19 protein-coding genes and 1 pseudogene are annotated in these 20,300 nt (G+C 69.7%); 12 read left to right on the forward strand and 8 right to left on the reverse strand.

What is annotated here, in order from left to right:
• Positions 1-24: 24 nt before the first annotated feature.
• Genes ACFOYY_RS36055 through ACFOYY_RS36065 form a run of 3 tightly spaced genes read right to left on the reverse strand, consistent with a single transcriptional unit; the run spans position 25 to position 1,699 of the window.
• Positions 25-456: a nitroreductase family deazaflavin-dependent oxidoreductase gene (locus ACFOYY_RS36055; RefSeq protein WP_386195715.1), complete on the reverse strand. Its 432-nt coding sequence runs from the start codon at positions 454-456 to the stop codon at positions 25-27.
• On the reverse strand, positions 453-1,103 hold the full coding sequence (locus tag ACFOYY_RS36060) for an antibiotic biosynthesis monooxygenase (protein ID WP_362779433.1): 651 nt from the start codon (positions 1,101-1,103) through the stop codon (positions 453-455). The genes ACFOYY_RS36055 and ACFOYY_RS36060 overlap by 4 nt, the downstream gene beginning before the upstream one ends.
• Positions 1,100-1,699 carry an NADPH-dependent FMN reductase gene (locus tag ACFOYY_RS36065; protein WP_362779431.1) on the reverse strand — a complete coding sequence of 200 codons (600 nt, stop codon included), beginning with the start codon at positions 1,697-1,699 and terminating at the stop codon, positions 1,100-1,102. Before ACFOYY_RS36065 ends, ACFOYY_RS36060 begins: the two co-directional genes overlap by 4 nt.
• A gap of 104 nt (positions 1,700-1,803) precedes the next feature.
• On the opposite strand from ACFOYY_RS36065, the gene soxR reads away from it, so the two are divergent.
• Positions 1,804-2,247, forward strand: coding sequence for a redox-sensitive transcriptional activator SoxR (soxR, locus tag ACFOYY_RS36070; RefSeq protein ID WP_352014202.1), 444 nt, complete (start codon positions 1,804-1,806; stop codon positions 2,245-2,247).
• Between the two features lie 161 nt (positions 2,248-2,408).
• On the opposite strand, the gene ACFOYY_RS36075 is transcribed toward soxR, so the two are convergent.
• Positions 2,409-3,341, reverse strand: a complete 933-nt coding sequence (locus tag ACFOYY_RS36075) for a hypothetical protein (protein ID WP_386195718.1) — start codon at positions 3,339-3,341, stop codon at positions 2,409-2,411.
• A gap of 260 nt (positions 3,342-3,601) precedes the next feature.
• On the opposite strand from ACFOYY_RS36075, the gene ACFOYY_RS36080 reads away from it, so the two are divergent.
• The 4 genes from ACFOYY_RS36080 to ACFOYY_RS36095 all read left to right on the forward strand — a co-directional run bounded on the left by ACFOYY_RS36080 (position 3,602) and on the right by ACFOYY_RS36095 (position 6,517).
• Positions 3,602-3,748, forward strand: coding sequence for a hypothetical protein (locus ACFOYY_RS36080; RefSeq protein ID WP_184718277.1), 147 nt, complete (start codon positions 3,602-3,604; stop codon positions 3,746-3,748).
• 50 nt (positions 3,749-3,798) lie between these two features.
• On the forward strand, positions 3,799-4,782 hold the full coding sequence (locus ACFOYY_RS36085; protein ID WP_352014204.1) for an MvdC/MvdD family ATP grasp protein: 984 nt from the start codon (positions 3,799-3,801) through the stop codon (positions 4,780-4,782).
• The gene (locus tag ACFOYY_RS36090) at positions 4,782-5,864 is read left to right on the forward strand and encodes a TIGR04500 family putative peptide maturation system protein (protein WP_362918530.1); all 1,083 of its coding nucleotides are present in this window, start codon (positions 4,782-4,784) and stop codon (positions 5,862-5,864) included. The genes ACFOYY_RS36085 and ACFOYY_RS36090 overlap by 1 nt, the downstream gene beginning before the upstream one ends.
• A gap of 77 nt (positions 5,865-5,941) precedes the next feature.
• The gene (locus tag ACFOYY_RS36095; protein ID WP_362779422.1) at positions 5,942-6,517 is read left to right on the forward strand and encodes a 1,2-dihydroxy-3-keto-5-methylthiopentene dioxygenase; all 576 of its coding nucleotides are present in this window, start codon (positions 5,942-5,944) and stop codon (positions 6,515-6,517) included.
• A gap of 9 nt (positions 6,518-6,526) precedes the next feature.
• On the opposite strand, the pseudogene ACFOYY_RS36100 reads toward ACFOYY_RS36095, so the two are convergent.
• A pseudogene (locus tag ACFOYY_RS36100) lies at positions 6,527-6,858 on the reverse strand (MerR family transcriptional regulator).
• 393 nt (positions 6,859-7,251) lie between these two features.
• A complete protein-coding gene (locus tag ACFOYY_RS36105) occupies positions 7,252-8,856 on the reverse strand; it encodes an MFS transporter (RefSeq protein WP_352014207.1) in 1,605 nt (534 codons plus the stop codon).
• A gap of 114 nt (positions 8,857-8,970) precedes the next feature.
• Between ACFOYY_RS36105 and ACFOYY_RS36110 the strand changes: the two genes are divergently transcribed.
• Entirely contained in the window at positions 8,971-9,390 is a 420-nt protein-coding gene (locus tag ACFOYY_RS36110) for a MarR family winged helix-turn-helix transcriptional regulator (protein WP_352014208.1), read from the forward strand.
• Between the two features lie 44 nt (positions 9,391-9,434).
• On the opposite strand, the gene ACFOYY_RS36115 is transcribed toward ACFOYY_RS36110, so the two are convergent.
• Both ACFOYY_RS36115 and ACFOYY_RS36120 read right to left on the reverse strand, forming a co-directional pair.
• The gene (locus ACFOYY_RS36115) at positions 9,435-10,520 is read right to left on the reverse strand and encodes a hypothetical protein (RefSeq protein ID WP_362779416.1); all 1,086 of its coding nucleotides are present in this window, start codon (positions 10,518-10,520) and stop codon (positions 9,435-9,437) included.
• A gap of 258 nt (positions 10,521-10,778) precedes the next feature.
• Positions 10,779-11,711 carry an anti-sigma factor RsbA family regulatory protein gene (locus ACFOYY_RS36120; protein WP_386195721.1) on the reverse strand — a complete coding sequence of 311 codons (933 nt, stop codon included), beginning with the start codon at positions 11,709-11,711 and terminating at the stop codon, positions 10,779-10,781.
• Positions 11,712-12,004: 293 nt separating this feature from the next.
• Between ACFOYY_RS36120 and ACFOYY_RS36125 the strand changes: the two genes are divergently transcribed.
• The 6 genes from ACFOYY_RS36125 (at position 12,005) to ACFOYY_RS36150 (ending at position 20,245) form a co-directional block, all read left to right on the forward strand.
• Positions 12,005-12,988, forward strand: a complete 984-nt coding sequence (locus tag ACFOYY_RS36125) for an NAD-dependent epimerase/dehydratase family protein (protein ID WP_386195722.1) — start codon at positions 12,005-12,007, stop codon at positions 12,986-12,988.
• A gap of 70 nt (positions 12,989-13,058) precedes the next feature.
• Positions 13,059-13,739 (forward strand): helix-turn-helix domain-containing protein, encoded by a 681-nt coding sequence (locus ACFOYY_RS36130; protein ID WP_352014212.1) that lies wholly within the window; start codon positions 13,059-13,061, stop codon positions 13,737-13,739.
• A complete protein-coding gene (locus tag ACFOYY_RS36135; RefSeq protein ID WP_352014213.1) occupies positions 13,733-15,466 on the forward strand; it encodes an ABC transporter ATP-binding protein in 1,734 nt (577 codons plus the stop codon). The genes ACFOYY_RS36130 and ACFOYY_RS36135 overlap by 7 nt, the downstream gene beginning before the upstream one ends.
• Positions 15,463-17,460: an ABC transporter ATP-binding protein gene (locus tag ACFOYY_RS36140; protein ID WP_352014214.1), complete on the forward strand. Its 1,998-nt coding sequence runs from the start codon at positions 15,463-15,465 to the stop codon at positions 17,458-17,460. Before ACFOYY_RS36135 ends, ACFOYY_RS36140 begins: the two co-directional genes overlap by 4 nt.
• A gap of 476 nt (positions 17,461-17,936) precedes the next feature.
• Entirely contained in the window at positions 17,937-18,761 is an 825-nt protein-coding gene (locus ACFOYY_RS36145) for an NAD-dependent protein deacetylase (protein WP_386195725.1), read from the forward strand.
• A gap of 59 nt (positions 18,762-18,820) precedes the next feature.
• Positions 18,821-20,245 carry a hypothetical protein gene (locus tag ACFOYY_RS36150; RefSeq protein ID WP_386195727.1) on the forward strand — a complete coding sequence of 475 codons (1,425 nt, stop codon included), beginning with the start codon at positions 18,821-18,823 and terminating at the stop codon, positions 20,243-20,245.
• The last annotated feature ends 55 nt before the right edge of the window (positions 20,246-20,300 follow it).

Consider the following 20,300-nt stretch of genomic DNA (forward strand, 5'->3'; position numbering starts at 1 on the left):
GGGCAGGGCGCCGAACGGTCCCGGTCAGTCGCGTTCCAGGATCACCAGGGGGATGTCCCTGGGCGCCTCGGCCTGGTACTTGTCGTAGAGGGGGAAGATCGAGGTCATCAGCCGCCACAGTGGGGGCTTCTCCTCCTCGGTCGCGGTGCGGGCCCTGGCGGTGAACCTGTCCGGGCCGACCTGCACCGCGACGGCCGGGTCCTCGCTCAGGTTGAGATACCGGGCGGGGTGTTCCGCCGAACCGGCGTTCGAGGCCACCAGCAGATGGCGGCCGTCGGCCTGGCCGTAGATCAACGCGGTACGGCGCAGCATGCCGCTCCTCCTGCCCCGGGTGGTGAGCAGCAGGGTCGGCCATCCCTGGTACATGTGGCCGTCCGCGCCGTCGGTCTCGACGTACCGGCGGATGTGCTCGGCCACCCAGCCCGTCCTGCTGTCGTGAACCTCTGGATCCGTCATCCGGTCACCCCGGTGGGACCGGTTCTGGCGAGGCTCGCGTGAAGGTGGTAGCGCCTGAACTCGTTCCTCCGCACGCCGGGGAACTCCAGGACCCGTAGCCATTCGGGTGCGGAGCCGACGGTTCCCCGCCCACTGTTGTCCAGGGCCTCCTGGTGGGACGCCTCGTCCGTCCATTCCGCGTAGTTGAGCACCCGGGTGCCGTCCAGGCTGGTGTGGAAGTGGCCGGAGATCCCTCCGGGATGCAGGTCGGTCTCGGCGGCCAGCGCCGCGAAGACCGTGTCCACCCACCGTTCCTGCCGTTCCCGGTCGGGGCCGTCGAACTCGACGGAGACGATGACGACGCATCCCGGCACCGGCGCGTTCTCCCTGAGCCCGCTGCGGTAGAGCCGGTAGGCGACCGGCTCGGCCCCCATCGGGGAGTAGGGGCCGTCCGGCTCGTCCGCCCACTGCTCGTAGACCAGCACGTCCTGCCCGTCGGTGCTGACGTAGACGTTGACCGAGACAAGTCCTTCGGGCCACGGTCTGTTCTCCCACGCCGTGGTGACGGCCATCGGTGGCGTGTGCCGCAGGGGCCACCGGCCGACCAGTACGGCACCGGCGTCGGCGCGGGCCAGGGTGGGGTTGAGGTCTCGGACGAGGTTCGTCATGCCGCCTGCTTCCTGTCGTTGTACGGGTTCTTGTTCCTTGCGTCCCTGAGCGCGTCCGCCCACCACAGGAGCTGGTCGAGCAGGGTTTCGGCCGCCGGACCGCAGCCCGGGTCCTTCGGCAGGCCGTCGGGACCGAAGCGGTTCCAGGCGTCGTGGAAGCTGACCGTCTCGCGGACGGTGACCGTGTGCAGTTCGGCGAAGACCGCGCGAAGGTGCTCGACCGCCCGCAGGCCCCCGGACATACCGCCGTAGGAGACGAAGCCGACCGGTTTGGCCTGCCACTGGGTGAAGTGCCAGTCGATCGCGTTCTTCAGGGACGCGGGGAAACTGTGGTTGTACTCGGGGGTGACGACCACGAAGGCGTCCGCCGCCTCAAGCCGCGGGGTCAGTGTCTTCAGGGCCTGTACGGCCTCGGGTGACGGAGCCTGCCCGAAGGCCGGAAGCACCTCGGGCAACGGTGTGTCGGCCAGGTCGACGAGGTCCACCAGGACGTCGTCGCGTGACCTGGCCCGGTCGGCGAACCAGTTCGCCACGGTCGGCCCGAACCGGCCCTGCCTGACGCTGCCCACGATCACCGCGAGCCGCAACGGTTCCATGACATGTCCTCCTTTGGGACCCCGAAGCGGGGAACCCCGAGACGGTGGGGTGAGAACAAGCCTGGAACTTAAACAAAGGTTCAAGTCAAGCTAGGGTGGGCCGCATGACACGCGCCGGGGAACTCACCGTCGGCGAGCTGTCGGCTCGCAGCGGTGTCCCCACCTCCGCCCTGCGCTTCTACGAACGCCAGGGGCTGATTCACAGCAGACGCACCACGGGAAACCAGCGCCGCTACACCAGGGGCACGCTGCGCAGGGTGGCCTTCATCCGCGCCTCGCAGAGCGTCGGTCTCCCGCTCTCCGCGATCGGTGAGGTCCTGGCCCTGCTGCCCGCCGACCACACCCCGAGCAAGGAGTTCTGGGTCCGGGCCTCGGATTGCTGGAGAGATCGGCTCAACGAGCGCATCGAACGGCTGGAGCGGATGCGTGACCGGTTCACCGAGTGCATCGGCTGTGGCTGCCTGTCGTTCGAGGAGTGCGCGCTGGTCAATCCCGGCGACGCCATGGGTGAGGAGGGGTCCGGGCCACGGCGGCTGTTCGCCCCCTGACCCGCGGGGCGAGCCGTACGGTGACCGGGTGTGAGACGCCTGCCTCGTCGGCGAGGCGGCCGAAGGGCAGGGTGAGACGCGGGCCGGTCACGGCGGCCGGGGGGCGTCGAGCGCCGCGGTAACGCCCCCCGGAACGCCTCTCGGCAGGGCTTCACATCGGGTCAGGCACGGTCGCTCATCCAGAGTTCGATGAGCCGTCCTGTGTCGGCGGTGAGCGGGGTGACGCTCTTCTCCCGGTGGTTCACCTCGACCTCGACCGGCCGCAGGTCGGGGACCTGTCCGCTGGCGAGCGCGGCCGGCTCGGGCAGTTGCTCGTAGGCCCCGGGGAACCACCAGTAGACCTGCGCGGTGAGGGCCTTGTCCCCCTTCTCGACGTGGGTCCTGGTGAGCTCCTGCATGGCCTCCAGGGCGGCGACGATGTGGGTGTCGCCGATCTCGTGGACGATCAGGTACTCGGGGACGGGGAAGGAGACCAGCGCGCCGTACCTGGCGGCTCCGACGTGGCGCCTGAGCACGTGGATGTGGGAGCCGACGTAGCGGTGGGTCTCCCCGACGTGGGTGATCGGGACGCCCCAGATCGCGTCGGTCTTGGCGTAGTGGGGTTCCTTGGTCAGGGAGGCGTGCAGCGCGGCGCCGAAGACCTGTTCCTCGGGTCTGTCGCCGATCTGGGAGCGGTTGAGCGGCACGATCGAGTCGGGCGTGTCGACGACCACCGTCTCGACGAGTCCCGGAGCGAGCGCGCGGGTCAGCAGGGCGTCCCGCAGGCCGGGCGGCTCGGACAACGCCTCCTCGGTGTACAGGCGCATCCGCAGCGACTCCTCGGCCAGCAGCCGCTCGATGTCGGACCACGGCGGTGACGGCTGTGCCTGCGCGCGGATCGACCTGGCGAACCCCTGGGCGACGTGCGCGATGAACGACGGCAGTTGGGCCGGGGGAATCTCGGCGGCGCGGGCACGCCACTCACCGATGTCGATGGTGAAGTCGCTGACACCCGGGTAACTGACGCCGACGGTCGTCGGGCCGATGAGGCTGCCCGTGACACCCTCTTCGGCGAGGGCCTTGACCAGGCCTTCGCCGACGACATCGTGGGTCATGGGTTCTCCGATCAGAGAGGACCGATGACGGCTGTGTCGCCCCCGTTGGCACAGCGTCACGGGCCAGGCATCGGTCGCCGGTATTACCTAACCCGGGCATTATGCCGCTTTCGCCGGTCGCGATGATCACCGAAGGAGTCCCCTGGGAGGGGGACCGCCGATCATCCGCGTGACGGACGACCCGCCCGGCCGCCCCCGCCTAGCCTTCCGGCATCGGACCGCACCGGACGGCCCGCGGAAACAGGAAAGGCAGGAACGACGTGAGCAAGTCGCGTACCACGCTCGACGACATCGCGGCCCTCGGCCCCGAGCTCGACGAGAACCAGCTCCTCCAGGTCAGCGGCGGCGCGAAGAGCCAGGTCATCGTGATCCACGGTAACCACTCCCACACCTCCGGCGACAGCTGATCGGTCCGCCACGGGGACGTGTGGGACCGCGTCCCCGTGCGGGATCCCTGATGATCCTCGTACTGACCTCCGCAGGAGACGACCACGCTGACCACGTGACCGGTCTCCTCACGTCCGCGGGCGCGGACGTCGTCGTCTTCGACCCCGCCTCCTACCCGGTCCGCGCGAGCGTGGAGATCGGCCTGTCGGGTGACGGTTCGACCCGCAGGGTGCTCGACACCGGTGAGCGCAGGGTCGTGCTGGACGAGCTGACCTCGCTCTGGTACCGCAGGCCGCTGCCCCCTGCCGTGAGCCCCGCCATCCGCCGGGAGCACGTGAAGGCCTCCGTGAAGGCCTACGTCGAGCAGGAGTGCCTGGCCGTGACCGAGGGGCTGTGGGACGGTCTCGGCTGCCTGACGGTTCCCGCCCCGAGGCCGGTCGTCGACCGGGCCGGGCGCAAGCCGTACCAGCTCGAACAGGCGCGGCTGCTCGGCTTCGAGCTGCCCGAGACGTTGATCACCACCGATCCGGACGGCTTCCTCGACTTCTACGACCGGCACGAGGGACGGGTGATCACCAAGCCCGTGCACGGCAACCGGTTCGAGGCGGACGGGGAGCGGTTCGGCCGGTTCGCGGCACCGGTCACCCCCGCGGACGTGGCGCACGCCGACGCGCTGCGGCTGTGCCCGGTCATCGTCCAGGCCTACGTGCCCAAGCGGGTCGAGGTGCGGGTGACCGTGGTCGGGCGGCAGGTCTTCGCCGCGGAGATCCACTCCCAGGTGAGCAACCACACGCGCTACGACTGGCGGCACTACGACCCGGGCGCCACCCCCATCAGGACGCACGAGCTGCCGGCCGAGATCGCCACGCGGTGCGTGCGGCTGGTCGAACGGCTCGGCCTCGTCTACGGCGCGATCGACCTGATCCTCACACCCGACGGCCGCCATGTCTTCCTTGAGATCAACCCGAACGGCCAGTTCCTCTGGATCGAGGCCGCGACGGGACTTCCCATCGGCGCGGCGATCCGCGACCTGCTCATGATCGGAGCGACGTGATGGCGGACGGCCGGACGCTGGCTGAGGCGTTGCGCGTGCTCACCGACGGCGCCGACCTGGGCGCCTTCCGGCGCGCCAACCCCGGTCTCCGGGTACGGCTGGTCGCCCAGCGGGAGGAGTTCGACGGCTCCCTCCAGCACGCCCTGCTCCTCAAGGAGCCCGACGGCTCGACCGTCTCCCTGTCGTGGTCCCCCGACCTGGGGCTGCCCTGGCCGCTGCGCGGCGTGCACCGGGCGGCAGAACACCTGCTGCTGCGGGTCAACGGCGTCGAGACCCCGGTCGCCAGGGCCGTCGCCTGCCTGGACTTCGTCTGGGACGAGCGCGGGGTCGCCGACCGCCTGGTGACGGACTGCCTGGTGCGGGAGGCGCTTGAGGAGGAGCCGGAGCCGATCTCCGACGCGGAGCTGCAGCGGGCGATGGACGCCTTCCGCCGGGCGCGCGGGCTGCTGACCGGCGCCGGGACCCGGGCCTGGATGGAGCGCAACCACATCTCCCACGCCGAGCTTGAGGAACTGGTCGCGGTCGAGGCCTCGGTCGCCAGGCTGCGTTCGCGGGTCGCCGCCGGGCGGGTCGAGGACTGGTTCGCCGCCCACGGCCGCGACCTCGACGCCGTACGGTTGGCCAGGGTCGTCCTCGCCCCCGCAAACCCCAGGAGCCCCGAAAGCCCCAGGAGCCCCGGCCTTGGAAGCTCCGGCCTTGGGAGTCCCGGCCTTGGGAACCCGGACGACTTCCTCGCCGACGTCGAGCGGGCGTTCGCCGCGGGCCTGGCCGTACCGGGTGAGGTGTTCGTCACCGCGCGCAGACCGGAGCTGGCCGGGGAGATCGGTGAGGAGGCGGCCGAGGTGGTCCTGTCCGCCGCGCCGGGAACACTCGCCGGCCCCTTCCCCACGGCTCTGGGCGACCTGACGGTCAAGGTGCTGGCTGTGGAGCCCGCCGTACTCGACGACGCGGTCCGTGACCTGGTCGAGCGGCGGATCTTCGCCGAGTGGATCGAGCGGCGCAGGAGGGCCGCGAAGATCGAGTGGTTCTGGGGTACGGCGGAGCGCACCGGCGGCACACGGGAAAATCAGCCCGAAAGGTAAGAGAAGTCCGCCGGGCTCGGGGGAGAAAATCACGGGAAGCCCTGGAAACCGCAGGAACCCGTGACGAGGAGAATCCGATGACGTTGCTGACCGTCTGGGCCGACGACGACCCGGACACCGTGCTCACCAGGACCGAGGACCCCGAGGAGGTCGCCGACGCGCTCAAGCCGTTCGGGATCCGGTTCGAGCGGTGGGAGCCGGTCAGGGACCTGCCCGCGGAGCCGACCCCGGAGCAGGTGCTCGACGCCTACCGCGACGAGGTCGACCGGGTGATCGGCCAGGAGGGATACGTGCTGGTCGACGCCGTGCGCATGACGCCCTCCGACGATCCGGAGTGGGCCGAGCAGGCCGCCAGGGCACGGGAGAGGTTCCTCTCGGAGCACACGCACGCCGACGACGAGGACCGTTTCTTCGCGCGGGGCGCCGGGGTGTTCTACCTGCACCTCGACGACAGGGTGTACGCGGTGCTGTGTGAGGCGGGTGACCTGCTCAGCGTGCCCGCGGACACCACCCACTGGTTCGACATGGGCACCCGGCCCGACTTCGTGGCGATCCGGTTCTTCCACGACGAGGACGGCTGGGTCGGGGACTTCACCGGCAGTCGCCTGGCCGACGACTTCGCGGACTTCGACACGCTCATCGCCACCCGCTGACCGGCGGGGTCACCCGGTGGGAGACTCCACCCGCCGTCTCAGCTCGGCGTTCAGGCGCAGGGCCTCCTCAAGCCGGTCCTCCAGGGCGATGATGCGGCAGGCCGCGTCGAGTGGGGTGCCCTGGTCGAGCAGCCTGCGGGCGCGGGCGGCCAGGTGGAGCCGGCGGCGGGAGCATCTCCGGTGGCCCCCGGCGGACCGGAGGGGTTCGATCAGCCGGGCGACGCCCAGGCTGCGCAGGAACGCCGGGGCGACGTCGAGGATCTCCGCGGCCCGCCCATGCTGTAGGCGGGGTGGTCGTCATCGTCGAACCTGTCGAACAGCGCCGGCCGGGCCTCTCCCATCGCACCTTCCGTGACGTGTGTCGGGCCCCGGTGCGCGCGAAGCACCGGGGCCCGAGGAGTTCAACACCATCTACCGGCTATCCTGCCGGTCTTCCTTGACCGCACACGCCCCGTCGAAGGCGGGGCGGGCGGGAATCGCGTGTGAGTTGACGAGGAACCACCTCCAGAGCCGTGGGTCTGCGGTGTGGTGTCCGTCTTCCCTTTCCCATGTTCCGCGACGCGGCGGGCACCGGGCGGGACCGTGTCGCGAGAGGTCCCGCGCGACCGGTGGCCTCCCCGCGTCGCACGGCTTTTTCGTCACCTGTCACAGATGGTTTTCCCTTTCCGTGACACAAAAAATGCTATGTCGCCTATATCTGAATGTCTACATCCATGACTGGAGATTTACCCAGATCACTCCTCGGTACGGCCCCCGCCGGGGGAGCCGAGGGACAGGCTGGCCAGCAGGCCGACCGCGAGGAAGCCCGCCGCCCCGAACGCCGCGTAGCGCGTGCCGACCGCGAAGGACTCCTTGGCCGCCTCGGCGACCCCGGGCAGCCGGGACAGTCCGGCGATGGCCCCTCCCGCGCTGCGCTGCACGGCCGAGACGATCTGCTCACGCCGTACCGGGTCGACACCGTCCGCCTGGCTCAGCCGGTGGTCGAGGTCGGCGCTGAGCCCGCCGAAGAGCAGCGTGCCGAGTACGGCGATGCCCAGCGCGGAGCCGATCTGCCTGACCGTGCTCTGCGTGCCCGAGCCCTGACCGCTGCGCTCAACCGGGACCTCGGCCAGGACCACCCCGGTGAGCTGGGCGGTCGCCAGCCCGATGCCCATGCCGTAGCAGAACAGGAACGGCACCGGCAGCGCCCACGGGGTGCCGGCGGAGATCACCAGGCCGAGTCCGGCGATCCCGGCGATCTCCAGAACCAGGCCGAGCCGGACCACGAAGGCCGCTCCCCTGGCCCGCGACAACGGGGAGGCGAAGGCACTGGCGGCGAAGGAGCCGACCGCGAGCGGCAGCAGGGCGACCCCCGTCTCCAGCGGCGAGTAGCCCAGGACGAACTGCATCCACAGCGGCAGCGCGAACAGCACGCCGAACTCGCCGAGGCTGACGATCAGCGCGGCGATGTTGCCGTTGCGGAAGGAGGTGATGGACAGCAACGACAGGTCCAGCAGGGCGACCTGGCCACGCCGGCCACGACCCCGCTCGACCAGCACGAAGGCGGTCAGGGCCAGCGCGGAGGCGGCGAAGGCGACGGGCACCGGGGACAGCGCGAACGGCCATCGCCATCCGCCGACGGTGAAGGGCTCGACGGACCGCCACCAGCCGTAGACCCTCCCCTCGACCAGCCCGAACACCAGCAGGCCGAACCCGAGCGTCGACAGCACCGCGCCGCCCAGGTCGGCGCCCCGCCTGCCGTCCGACTCACGCGACTCGGCCACGAAGACCAGCACCCCGGCCAGTACGGCCACCGCGACCGGGATGTTGACGCCGAACGCCCAGCGCCAGGACAGGTCCGTGGTGAGCCAGCCGCCGACCAGTGGCCCGAGCGCGGCCATCCCCCCGATCGTGGCGCCCCAGACGGCGAACGCGGTCGCCCTGTCCCTGCCCCGGAAGCCCGCGTTCAGCAGGGACAGCGTCGTGGGGAAGATCATGGCCCCGCCAACGCCCTGCAGGATCCTGGCCCCGATGAGCATCGGCCCGCTGACGGAGAAGGAGGCCAGCAGGGACGTCAGCGCGAACAGCGCGACCCCGGTCAGCAGGAGTCTGCGCCTGCCGAGCCGGTCGGCGAGCCTGCCGAAGGTGAGCAGCAGCGCGGCGAACACCAGCGCGTAGGACTCCTGGATCCACTGCGCGTCGGTCGAGCTGAGCCCGAGGTCACCGATGATCTGCGGGACGGCCACGTTGGTGATCGTCGTGCTGGAGATGACCATCGCCACGGCCAGCGCGATGAAGGCCAGCCCGGCCCACCGCGTCCGTTTCGTCTCCGCCGTCTCCGGCGGCGCCGTCACGCCCATACGCTCTCCTTTTCGAACCTTGACCCTCTTCGGGCCGAAAATACTAAGTACCCTTAGCATCCTTCGGATAGCGTGGACGGAGGGTTTCAGCCGAAGGCCGGAAAAATGGGGTTCATGGATGATCACGCCTCATGGGCGACCGGCCGCCTGCTCCTGGTGGCCGCGCGGCTGGTGGAACGCGAGTGGAACGCCGTGCTCGCCGAACGCGGCCTGACCCACGCGGGCTTCCTGACCCTGCACGTCCTGCAGGACGGTCCCCGGACCCAGCGGGAGCTCGCGGCCCACACCTACGTCGAGGAGCAGACGATCCGGCCGGTGCTCGACCGGCTCGAACGCGACGGTCACATCGTCCGCGAGCGGGACACGGCCGACCGGCGCCGGGTGATGGTGAGCCGTACCGACCTGGGCGGGCGGACCTACGCCGAGATCATGAAAGGAGACCCGGCCGAGCGAATCATCGCCGACCGGGTCGAGGACCCCGGCGCGCTGCGCGCCGAGTTGATCCGGCTGATCACCGGAATCCGGAGTCGTTGAACGGCCGGTGGCCCCGGAGGACGCACGGGACCACCGGCCGTCGGTCACTTCTCCGAGGTGTAGCTGGTGAAGGAACGTTCCGGCTTCAACGTGACGGCGTTGTAGCACTTGACGCCGTTGACGACGGCGTCGTTCGGCGGGGTGACCCAGAGCTTGTAGATGTTGCAGTACTCGGGGCCGGGGCCGAACGCGGTCACCTGGACGTGGTCACGGAGATAACCGATCTTGGGGAAGGTCACCTTCCGTCCGGGCGCGAAGTTCTGGACGGTGTTCCCACCGGGCACCAGGGTGTTGAAGTTGATCCCGGCGGGAGTCGGCGCGTACGGCCCGGCCGCCGTCGGGTTGGTGTCGAGGACGTAGCCGAAGAACCTGGGCGGAACCGCGGCCCCGGTGATCGCCCGCTGACGCTGGTAGGTCAGCGTCCAGCCGGTGTTGATCGGCCGGCTCGTCGCGTCATGGCAGATCACCTTCACGTTCTGCGCGCTGACGGCCGATCCCCACGAGCCGATCTTGCAGCGGGCAGGCCGCTGCGGGTCGACGGCGGTCACCTGGAAGCCGCCCTCGGGGCCCGGCGACCCGAGCCCGGGAAGGGTGACGCCCCAGACGCCGGTCCCGCCCGAGGCGACCGTGTTGACCGCGCCCGACGAGTTGAACTGCGAGGCGATCCCACCGCCGTTGTAGTGGATGTAGCCGAGCGCCTGCGGCGCGGGCAGCAGGCCGGTGCTCGTCTCGTAGACGATGGTGAAGGGGGTGAACACCGGGGTGCCGCCGTACTTGTAGCACTGGACGACCGCGACCTGGTCAGCGCCGGAGGGCAGCCAGGTCTGCAGTTGGCACCATTCGGCGTTCGGCGAGACGGCCGTCACGTGCGCGACGCCACCGGAGCTCGCGATGCCCGGGAAGACCACCTTCACCTGGCCCGTCGCACCGGGCGAGACGGTTACGGTCGGCCCCGACGCCCAGCTTCCCGCCTGGTGGGCCAGGGAGGGGACGCCGGAGAAGACGTCGACGAAGGCGAATCCCCAGCGGTCGGGGACCGCCGCCTGGGCGTTCGCGGTCGGAATGAGTCCGGCGAGGAGCGCTGCGATGCCGCACAGAACTCCGAGAAACGTTTTTCTCAACCGGTGCATGCGTTTCTCCATCCTTATTTCTGGGGGGTGTGATGGCGCATATGGGAGCGACACCGGTGGAAGCCGGTGCTGATACGGGGGATGGATGAAGCCGGCCTTTTGGCCTCTGCGCCATTGATAACCCAGTCACGGTCCGGAGAAAAGACCCAAAACGGCATATGACGCCCTTAATTCCAACTGGTAATCCGTCAGCGGCAAAAAAGCGGCGTCCGCCTGTCAACTTCGTATATAACCCGGCTGGATCCCCTCGTCGAATGGTCAGACCGTGAAGTACACCCGGACGGTGGTTCCGCCCTCGCCCGTGTGGACGCGGACGAGATCACTGAGCAGGTTGGTGACGAGCAGCCCGCACGCGCGCCGCCGCCCGGGATCGACCGGCCCGCGCCCGGCGAGGGGGTCGGTGATGTGCCCGGCGTCCCTGACGTCCAGCACGACCTGGCCGCCCTCGGTCCACACGCGCAGCACTCCCCTGCCGCCGCCGTGGTCGAGGCTGTTGGCCACCAGCTCACCCGCGATCAGCCGCAGGTCGTCGAGGCGCTCACCGCGGAGCCCGGCCCGGGCGGCGTGCCCGACGGCGAACTCACGGGCCCGCGCGAGCTCGCCGCCCCCGAAGCTCAGGACCTCGGCCCTTCTCGGGTCGGGCAACACCCTGTTGGCGTCACGGATCGCGCGTTCCGGCGCGTAGGCGTCGCTGACCCGCAGCCCGGAACCGTCGAGCAGGACGGGGTGGGTTGTCTCGGCGTCCCTGACGACCGTGGGCTCCAGGGCCTCGACGTCGTACGGGCACATGATCGTGACGGCCCGCCCGGGAAAGGCCAGGTTGACCAGCGCCTCGTGCTGGAGACAGGCGGGATACTCGGTCGTCGAGCGACCCGGCCAGACCGGCTCCCCGACGATCCGCACCCTGCGGCCCTCGTGCGGATCGGCGAAGGCGCGCAGGACGGCGGGGATGATGCGGCCCGGGTTCCGGCCCTCCCTGGTCATGTCGAGGAAGCACACCGACGAGGCCAGCGGGCCGAGCCAGGTCCGCAGCAACCGGAGATTGCGTTCGGGGACGGCGACCGCCACGGGTTCTCCCGCCGCCAGGCCGCCACGAATGAACGGCAGGGTCGCCTGGAGATACTCGTGGTCACCGCGATAGAAAAGGGCAGGATGGACAAAAGGATCGAGTTCGGCTGTCGCGGTGTCCATCACGCCTCCGCGCCAACCGATGAGTGACGAGCGAGCACGGGCCCCGGAAGGCGGCAGCTGTCCGGTGATCCCAGCTCTGGCCGAATTGCCATGGCGATGATCCTGAAGTAGGGAAGGGGTACCGTCCAACGTACCCCCTGCCGCCTTTCTCAGCGAAGCCGACGACCGCCAAAAGACATCACAAAAGCTCCCTACCTGCCTTTTTCCGACATTTCATGTTATCGACCATACCTGCGGGAACACTCGGGAATTTTCCCCACCACACAGCCGACATATACGACAAAATTATGGCCATGCGAATTTTGATCATCGGTGGAACCAGGTTCGTCGGACGGCACATCACCGAGGCGGCCCTCGCAGCCGGGCACGAGATCTCCCTGCTGCACCGGGGAAGGACCGGAGCCGACCTGTTCCCCGAGGCCGAGCACCTGACGGCCGACCGCAACACCGACCTGTCGATCCTGCGCGACAGGACGTGGGACGCGACGATCGACGTCAGCGCCTACCTGCCCACGCAGGTCGACCTCCTCGCCGACACGCTGTCCACCGGGCGCTACCTGCTCATCTCCAGCACCTCCGTCTACACCCCGCCCCCCGCCCCCGGCTTCGCCGAGGACTCACCGCTGGCCGAGATCGACGGCCCGGTCCCCACCGAGGTGACCAACGAGACGTACGGCGCACTGAAGGCGCTGTGCGAGCGGACCGCCGCCGCCAGGTTCGGCCGGAACACACTGGTCGTACGGCCGACCTATGTGATCGGCCCCCACGACCACACCGGACGCTTCACCTACTGGGTGAACCGGATCGCCGAAGGAGGTGAGGTCCTGGCGCCCGGCGACCCCGCGGACCCGATCCAGGTGATCGACGCGCGCGACCTGGCCTCCTGGATCGTCACCCTGCTCGACCGGCCGCTCGACCCCGCCGCTCCCACGGTCTTCCACGCGGTCAGCCCGGCGCCGCCGTACTCCTTCGGCGACATGCTGGAGGCGATCCTGGCCGAGGTCGGGCCGCCCGGAACGACCCTGACCTGGGTCGGCGCGGACTTCCTGTTCTCCGAGGGGGAGAACGGCGCCTCCCTGCCGCTGTGGTCGGAGGGCGACGAGTGGATGACGGCCAACACCGCCGACCCGGCGGCGGCCCGCGCCGCGGGACTCGATCCGCGTCCGCTCGGCCGTTCGGTGCGGGAGATCCGCGCCGCCGAGGCCGCCTTCTCCACCGAGATCACGATCACCCGGGAACGGGAGGCCGAGCTTCTGGCCAAGTGGCGCTCCCACTGACGCCTTCCCGTCCGGTCAACGCCCAATAAATATGAGTGAGTGAGTCACTCACTCATATAGGGTGATTCGCGTGATCTCTACCTCTCCATCCTCCTCCCGCGCCTCGCCGCTCCCGCCGGACGAGCGGCGTGCCGCGCTCATCGCCTCCACTCTCGCGCTCATCCTCGCCGAGGGTCCCGACGTCAGCACCCGGCAGATCGCCCAGGCCGCCGGGGTGGCGGAAGGCACGATCTTCCGTGTCTTCGCCACCAAGGACGAGCTGGTCAAGGCGGCCATCATCAGCGCCATCGACTCCACGCCGCTGATCCGCGACCTGACGGCCGTCGACCGTACGGCCCCGCTGCGGGCGCGGCTCGTCGCCGCCGTCGAGATCCTGCAGCACCACACGACGCACGTCTTCCGGCTGGTGGACGCGCTCGGCGCCGAAGGGGTGACCCGGATCGCCCGTGAGGGCAGAGCCGAGCGCGGCGAGGAGGACTGCGACCCGCACGCCGCCATCAGGCAGGCGATCGTCAACCTGATCGTCCCCGACCGCGACCTGCTGCGCTGCACCGCCCCTGAGGCGGCGCGCCGCCTGCAACTGCTGACCGTCGCCGGCAGCCACCCCAAGCTCGTCGAGGACGACCCCCTACCTCCCGCGGAGATCGTCTCCATGCTGCTGGACGGCATCCGCCGACGGCACGACGACGACCATCTCCTCCCTCCGGAGACCCCGGACCACGAGACCCCACGTGGAGACCCCCAATGCTGAGCCGCCTGCTGCGCACCCACCTGCGGCCCTACACCTCGACCCTCATCGCCGTCGTCGTACTGCAACTGGTCAGCACCATCACCTCGCTGTACCTGCCCAGCCTGAACGCCGACATCATCGACCGGGGCGTCGCCACCGGCGACACCGGTTACATCCTCACCGCGGGCGGCTGGATGCTGGCCGTGTCCCTGGTGCAGATCGTCTGCTCGATCGCCGCGGTCTACTTCGGAGCCCGCGCGGCCATGGGCTTCGGCCGGGACGTCAGGGCGGCCGTCTTCCACCGGGTGAACGGCTTCTCCAGCAGGGAGCTCGCCCACTTCGGCGCCCCCTCGCTGATCACCCGCACCACCAACGACGTCCAGCAGGTCCAGATGCTGGTGATGATGACCTGCACCATGCTGGTCGCCGCACCGATCATGTGCGTCGGCGGCGTCATCATGGCGCTGCGGCAGGACGTCGGCCTGTCCTGGCTGATGCTGGTCTGCGTCCCGGTGCTGCTGGTCTCGATCGGCCTGCTCGTCTCCCGGATGGTCCCCCAGTTCCGCGCCATGCAGACCAGGATCGACGAGGTCAACCGGGTGCTGCGCGAGCAGCTGTCCGGCATCCGCGTCGTGCGCGCCTTCGTCAGGGAGCGTGAGGAGACCCGGCGCTTCGCCGAGGCGAACGACGCGCTGACCTCGACCGCGCTGAGCGTCGGACGGCTGACCGCGCTCATCTTCCCCGTCGTCATGTTGATCCTCAACGCCTCCAGCGTCGCCGTGCTCTGGTTCGGCGCCTTCCGCGTGGACAGCGGGGAGATGCAGGTCGGCGCGCTCACCGCCTTCCTCATGTACCTGATCCAGATCCTCGGCTCCATGATGATGGCCACCTTCATCTCGATCATGATCCCGCGCGCCGCGGTCTGCGCCGAGCGCATCGGCGAGGTGCTGCGGACCGACTCCTCGGTTCCCCCGCCCGCCGACCCCGTACGGCAGGTGCGCACCCGTGCCGAGCTCGAACTGCGTGACGTCGAGTTCCGCTACCCGGGCGCCGCGGCCCCGGTCCTGTCCGGCGTCTCCTTCCGCGTCACCGCCGGGCAGACGACCGCCGTCATCGGCAGCACCGGGTCGGGCAAGACGACGCTGATCTCCCTCGTCCCCCGCCTCTTCGACGCCACCGCGGGCACCGTACTGGTCGACGGCGTCGACGTGCGCGACCTCGACCCCGCGATGCTCTGGGCACGCATCGGCCTGGTGCCGCAGAAGCCGTACCTGTTCACCGGCACCGTCGCCGACAACCTGCGCTACGGCAACCCCGAGGCGACCGAGGAGGAGCTGTGGGAGGCGCTTGAGGTCGCCCAGGCCCGTGACTTCGTCGAGGCGATGCCCGAGGGGCTCGACGCGCCCATCACCCAGGGCGGCACGAACGTCTCCGGAGGTCAGCGCCAGCGCCTCTCGATCGCCAGGGCGCTGGTCAGCAAGCCCGAGATCTACCTGTTCGACGACTCCTTCTCCGCTCTCGACCTGACGACCGACGCCCGGCTGCGCGCCGCCCTGCGCCCGCGCACCGCCGACGCCGCCGTCGTCATCGTCGGCCAGCGGGTCTCCACCATCGCCGACGCCGACCAGATCGTCGTCCTCGACGACGGCGTGGTCGTCGGCAGGGGCACCCACGACGAACTGCTCGCCTCCTGCCCGACCTACGTCGAGATCGTCGAATCCCAGCTCACCGAAGAGAGGGCGGCATGAGCGGCAACCGGCCCATGACGACCGCGCGTCCGCGCCCCCCGGCGGGAGGCGGCCCCTTCGGTCGCGGCCCCTTCGGCGGCGGGGGGATGCCGGTGGAGAAGTCGATGAACTTCGGGCCCTCCATGCGCCGGCTGATACGGCGGCTGGCCCCGGAACGCGTGCGGATCGTCGCGGTGATCGGCCTGGCCGTGATCAGCGTGGTCTTCGGCGTCATCGGCCCCAAGATCCTCGGCCAGGCCACGGACCTGATCTTCAGCGGTGTGATCGGCAGGAACCTGCCCGCCGGGACGACCACGGAACAGGCCGTCCAGAGCGCCCGTGCCTCGGGCAACGAGAACTTCGCCGCCCTGCTCTCCGGGATGGACGTCGTCCCCGGTCAGGGCATCGACTTCGGCGCGCTGGCCACGGCCCTGTCCTGGGCGCTGGCGCTCTACGTCGCGGCGTCGGTCTTCGGCTGGCTGCAGGGCTACCTGCTCAACGACGTGGTGCAGCGGACCGTGTTCCGGCTGCGCTCCGACGTCGAGGACAAGCTGAACCGGCTCCCCCTGCGCTTCTTCGACGGCCAGCCACGCGGCGAACTGCTCAGCCGGGTCACCAACGACATCGACAACGTCTCCCAAACCCTGCAGCAGACGTTGAGCCAGTTGCTGACCGCGCTGCTGACCGTGGTCGGCGTGCTGGTGATGATGTTCGTGATCTCGCCGCTGCTCGCGCTGATCGCCCTGGTGACCATCCCGGTCTCGACGATCCTCACCGGGCAGATCATGAAGCGCTCGCAGAAGCTTTTCGTCGCGCAGTGGACACACACCGGCACCCTGAACGCCCACATCGAGGAGGCCTTCACCGGCCACGAGCTGGTGAAGGTGTTCGGCCGGGGCCCCGAGGTCGAGGAGGTGTTCCGCACCAGGAACGAGGAGCTGTTCAAGGCCAGCTTCGGCGCCCAGTTCATCTCCGGCATCATCATGCCGACGATGATGTTCGTCGGGAACCTCAACTACGTCGCCATCGCGGTCGTCGGCGGCCTGCGGGTCGCCACCGGGGCGATGAGCCTGGGCGACGTGCAGGCCTTCATCCAGTACTCCCGGCAGTTCACCCAGCCACTCACCCAGGTCGCCTCCATGACCAACCTGCTACAGTCCGGGGTCGCCTCGGCCGAGCGGGTCTTCGAGCTGCTCGACGCCGAGGAGCAGACCCCCGACCCGGCCGACCCGGTGCCGCCGACCGTACGGCGTGGCCGCGTCGAGTTCGAGCACGTGTCCTTCCGTTACGAGGCGGAGCGGCCCCTCATCGAGGACCTGTCGCTGGTGGCCGAACCCGGGCACACGGTCGCGATCGTCGGCCCGACCGGCGCGGGCAAGACCACCCTCGTCAACCTGGTCATGCGCTTCTACGAGCTGGAGGCGGGCCGCATCACCCTCGACGGGGTGGACATCACCGCGATGCGCCGGGACGACCTGCGCTCCCACGTCGGCATGGTGCTCCAGGACACCTGGCTGTTCGGCGGGACCATCAGGGAGAACATCGCCTACGGCAACCCCGGGGCGACCGAGGAGCAGATCCAGGCCGCCGCGCGGGCCACCTACGTCGACCGGTTCGTCCGCTCCCTGCCCGACGGCTACGACACCGTGATCGACGAGGAGGGGGGCAACATCAGCGCCGGTGAACGGCAGCTGCTGACCATCGCCCGCGCCTTCCTGGCCGATCCGTCCCTGCTGATCCTCGACGAGGCGACCAGCGCGGTGGACACCCGCACCGAGGTCCTGGTCCAGCACGCCATGGCCGCGCTGCGCTCCGACCGCACCAGCTTCGTCATCGCCCACCGCCTGTCCACCATCCGTGACGCGGACCTGATCCTGGTGATGGAGGCGGGCAGCATCGTCGAACAGGGCACCCACGAGGAACTCCTCACCACCGCAGGCGCCTACCACCGCCTCTACTCGGCCCAGTTCGCCGGCGCCCTGACCGCCGCGGAAAGCGAGGTCCCGACCACCTGATCCCACCGGAAGCACCGGGACGGCGGGCGTTCCGCCCGCCGTCCCGGTGCTTCGTCAGGGCAGTTCGTAGCGCGTCAGAGCCTTGGCGAACGGCTCTCCGCTCGTACGGGCGTACGCCATCCGTGCACGTGCTTCGCTGAGCGTACGTGGACGGTAGCCCGGGCCGCCACAACAGCTCTTGTGGAAGCGGACGCCCGAGTGCAGCAACAACGAGAGCACCCGCCAGGCCTCCCTGTCCCGCCGTCGTGGGGCCGCGAAGGCGGAACCGACATGGATCAGCGCCGTGGCACAGCGCGGGCAGGGCCGGTCCCGGTGACCAGGGCCGGGGTAGGGCTGCTTGTACGAGGCACGGCAAGGCAGACAGACAAAGGATGTCTTCGCGTGGGCCATACGCCCAGGGTAGGCCGTCGCGAGCCAAGATCGACCGTCTCTGACGCCGGGCCCGTACGGCGTGCCCGGTGAGGCACCATGAAAGGGTGAACGAGGGCAGGAACAGGCTGGCGGGGTTGCTGGGCGAGGGGGGCGTCGTCGTCCTGAGCGGGGCGGGGATGTCCACGGAGTCAGGCATCCCCGACTATCGAGGTCCGCAGGGCTCACTGAGCCGGCACACCCCCATGACCTACCAGACCTTCATCGGAAGTGAGGCGGCCAGGCGACGGTACTGGGCCCGCAGCCACGTCGGCTGGCGGACGATGACCCAGGCCGCGCCGAACGACGGCCATCACGCGGTCGCGCGCCTGCAGCAGCAGGGCCTGGTGACCGGCATCATGACGCAGAACGTCGACGGCCTGCACCAGGCGGGCGGCGCCCGGGAGGTCGTCGAGCTGCACGGCAGTCTGCACCACGTGGTCTGCCTCGACTGCGGCGACTCGACCCCGCGCGAGGAGCTGAACCGTCGCCTGCGCCAGGCGAACCCCTCCTTCGGCTTCCAGTCCACCACGATCAACCCGGACGGCGACGTCGAGCTGGACGACGCCGAGGTCAGCGGGTTCCGGGTGGTCGGGTGCCTGGCGTGCGGCGGGGGAACGCTCAAGCCCGACGTCGTCTTCTTCGGGGAGAGCGTCCCCGCGGACCGGGTGCGCACGTGCTACGCCCTCGTGGCGAAGGCACGCCTGCTGCTGGTCCTCGGGTCGTCGCTGACGGTGTTGTCGGGCCGCCGGTTCGTCCTGCACGCCGCCAGGCTCGGCATCCCCGTGGTGATCGTCAACCAGGGCGAGACCCGAGGCGACCCCTACGCCACTTTCACCCTCAACGCCCCCTTGGGCACGATCCTCCCGGAACTCGTCCAGTCCTTGACCTGAAACAACGGATTTATCAGCATAAATAGGCTTGTCGGAGGGGCTTGTTAACCTTCCGTCCCGTGTCCAAACGATCAACAGCCCTCTGGGCGGCGGCAGTCCTGACCGCGACGGTTCCCTCCGCCTGGTTCTGGATCGTGGAGGCACTGTCCTACCGGTCAGGGGGTGGCTATTCCAGCCTTGTCGTAGCCCGTCCGTGCACGGGCTATGAACTCGACACCGAGGCGCAGGCCCTGCTGTACCCCATCCGGGATTTCCCCTTCATGGAGTACGGTGCCGCGCCGCTGATCGTGCTCTCCTGGGGAGGCCTCCTGCTGGCCCGGCGGTTCGGTCGTCCCCGCCTCGGGCGCGTCCTGCCCTACCTGACCGTCGCACTGCTGGTTGTCCGCAACCTGCCCTCCCCGCTGCTGCTCATGCTCGACGTGTCGAGAGATCCGGCATGCGCCGAGATCTGGGGCCCATCGGAGATAACGGGCTGGAACACCGCGATACAGCTCTACGCCCTGATCCCCGCCGTTCTGATCCTGCTCGCCCTGCGCACCCCGAGAGCCTCGCGCACCCCGAGAGCCTCGCGCGCATTGGGAGCCCAGCGCGCCTTGGGAGCTCGGCGTGGCCACCTCGCCCGTGCGGGAATCGCCCTCGTGCTCGCCGCGCCGATCGTCCTGTGCGTGACGACCGACACCGCGACCGGCCCCCAGGTATCCGACTGCGCCGGATCCGACGAAGGTCCCGACCGGGACTTTCTGTGCGCGATCCGGGAAGGCGAATACGGGGAGGGCATGCCGAACCGCGAACTCCTCGCGTACGGTGACCGGCTGTGTGAGCCGGCCGTACGGAACAGCTCCCCCGCCGCGGAGAAGGCGATGAGCCGAATGACGGACCGTCCGTCGCTGACAGGGGAGTTGGCGGGGCGGTGTCCGGTCGTGGCCCAGGCGACCGAGGAGGAGGACCGGCGCAGAAAGGCCGAGAACGACGCCTACACCGCCGCAGCGGACCGGCGCTGCGCCGCTCGCCCCCGCCACCGTCCGAAGATCAGGCCGGTACGGCGGGCCAGAGCCGTCATGGGGACCGAGTTCTGGTACATCCACGCGTGGGACGAGGGCGGACGCGCCGGCGAGATGGTCGCCGACCTGGTCAGCGGCGGCCTCGGCACGTTGAAGATCTGGGTCGCCGACGAGGCCGGGAGCGCGTGCGTGACGGGCGAGGCCTACCTCCGCCGTCCTCCGGTGGAGACCCGGGGCTGGGAACAGGTCGTCGAGGTGAGCTACCGAACCGCCAAGGGCACCCTGTCCCTCGTGGACGGCGACGGCAAACGCATGCCCAACCTCGCGGCCGCGGGCTCGGGAGATTACCGGGTCCGAGTCCACATCCGCGGCCGCGAAGCGGTAGAGGAAAACACCGAAACCCCAGCCGCCACCGTCCAACTATTGATCATGGTCTTCCCTGGAAAGAAGGGGAAGCCGGTGATCTATCGTAATTACCCATGAGGAAAACAACACCAACCCCTTCCGGGGCCCCGTACAGCCATTTGACCTAAACGCC

The organism is Streptosporangium jomthongense, assembly GCF_042650425.1.
GTDB lineage: Bacteria > Actinomycetota > Actinomycetes > Streptosporangiales > Streptosporangiaceae > Streptosporangium.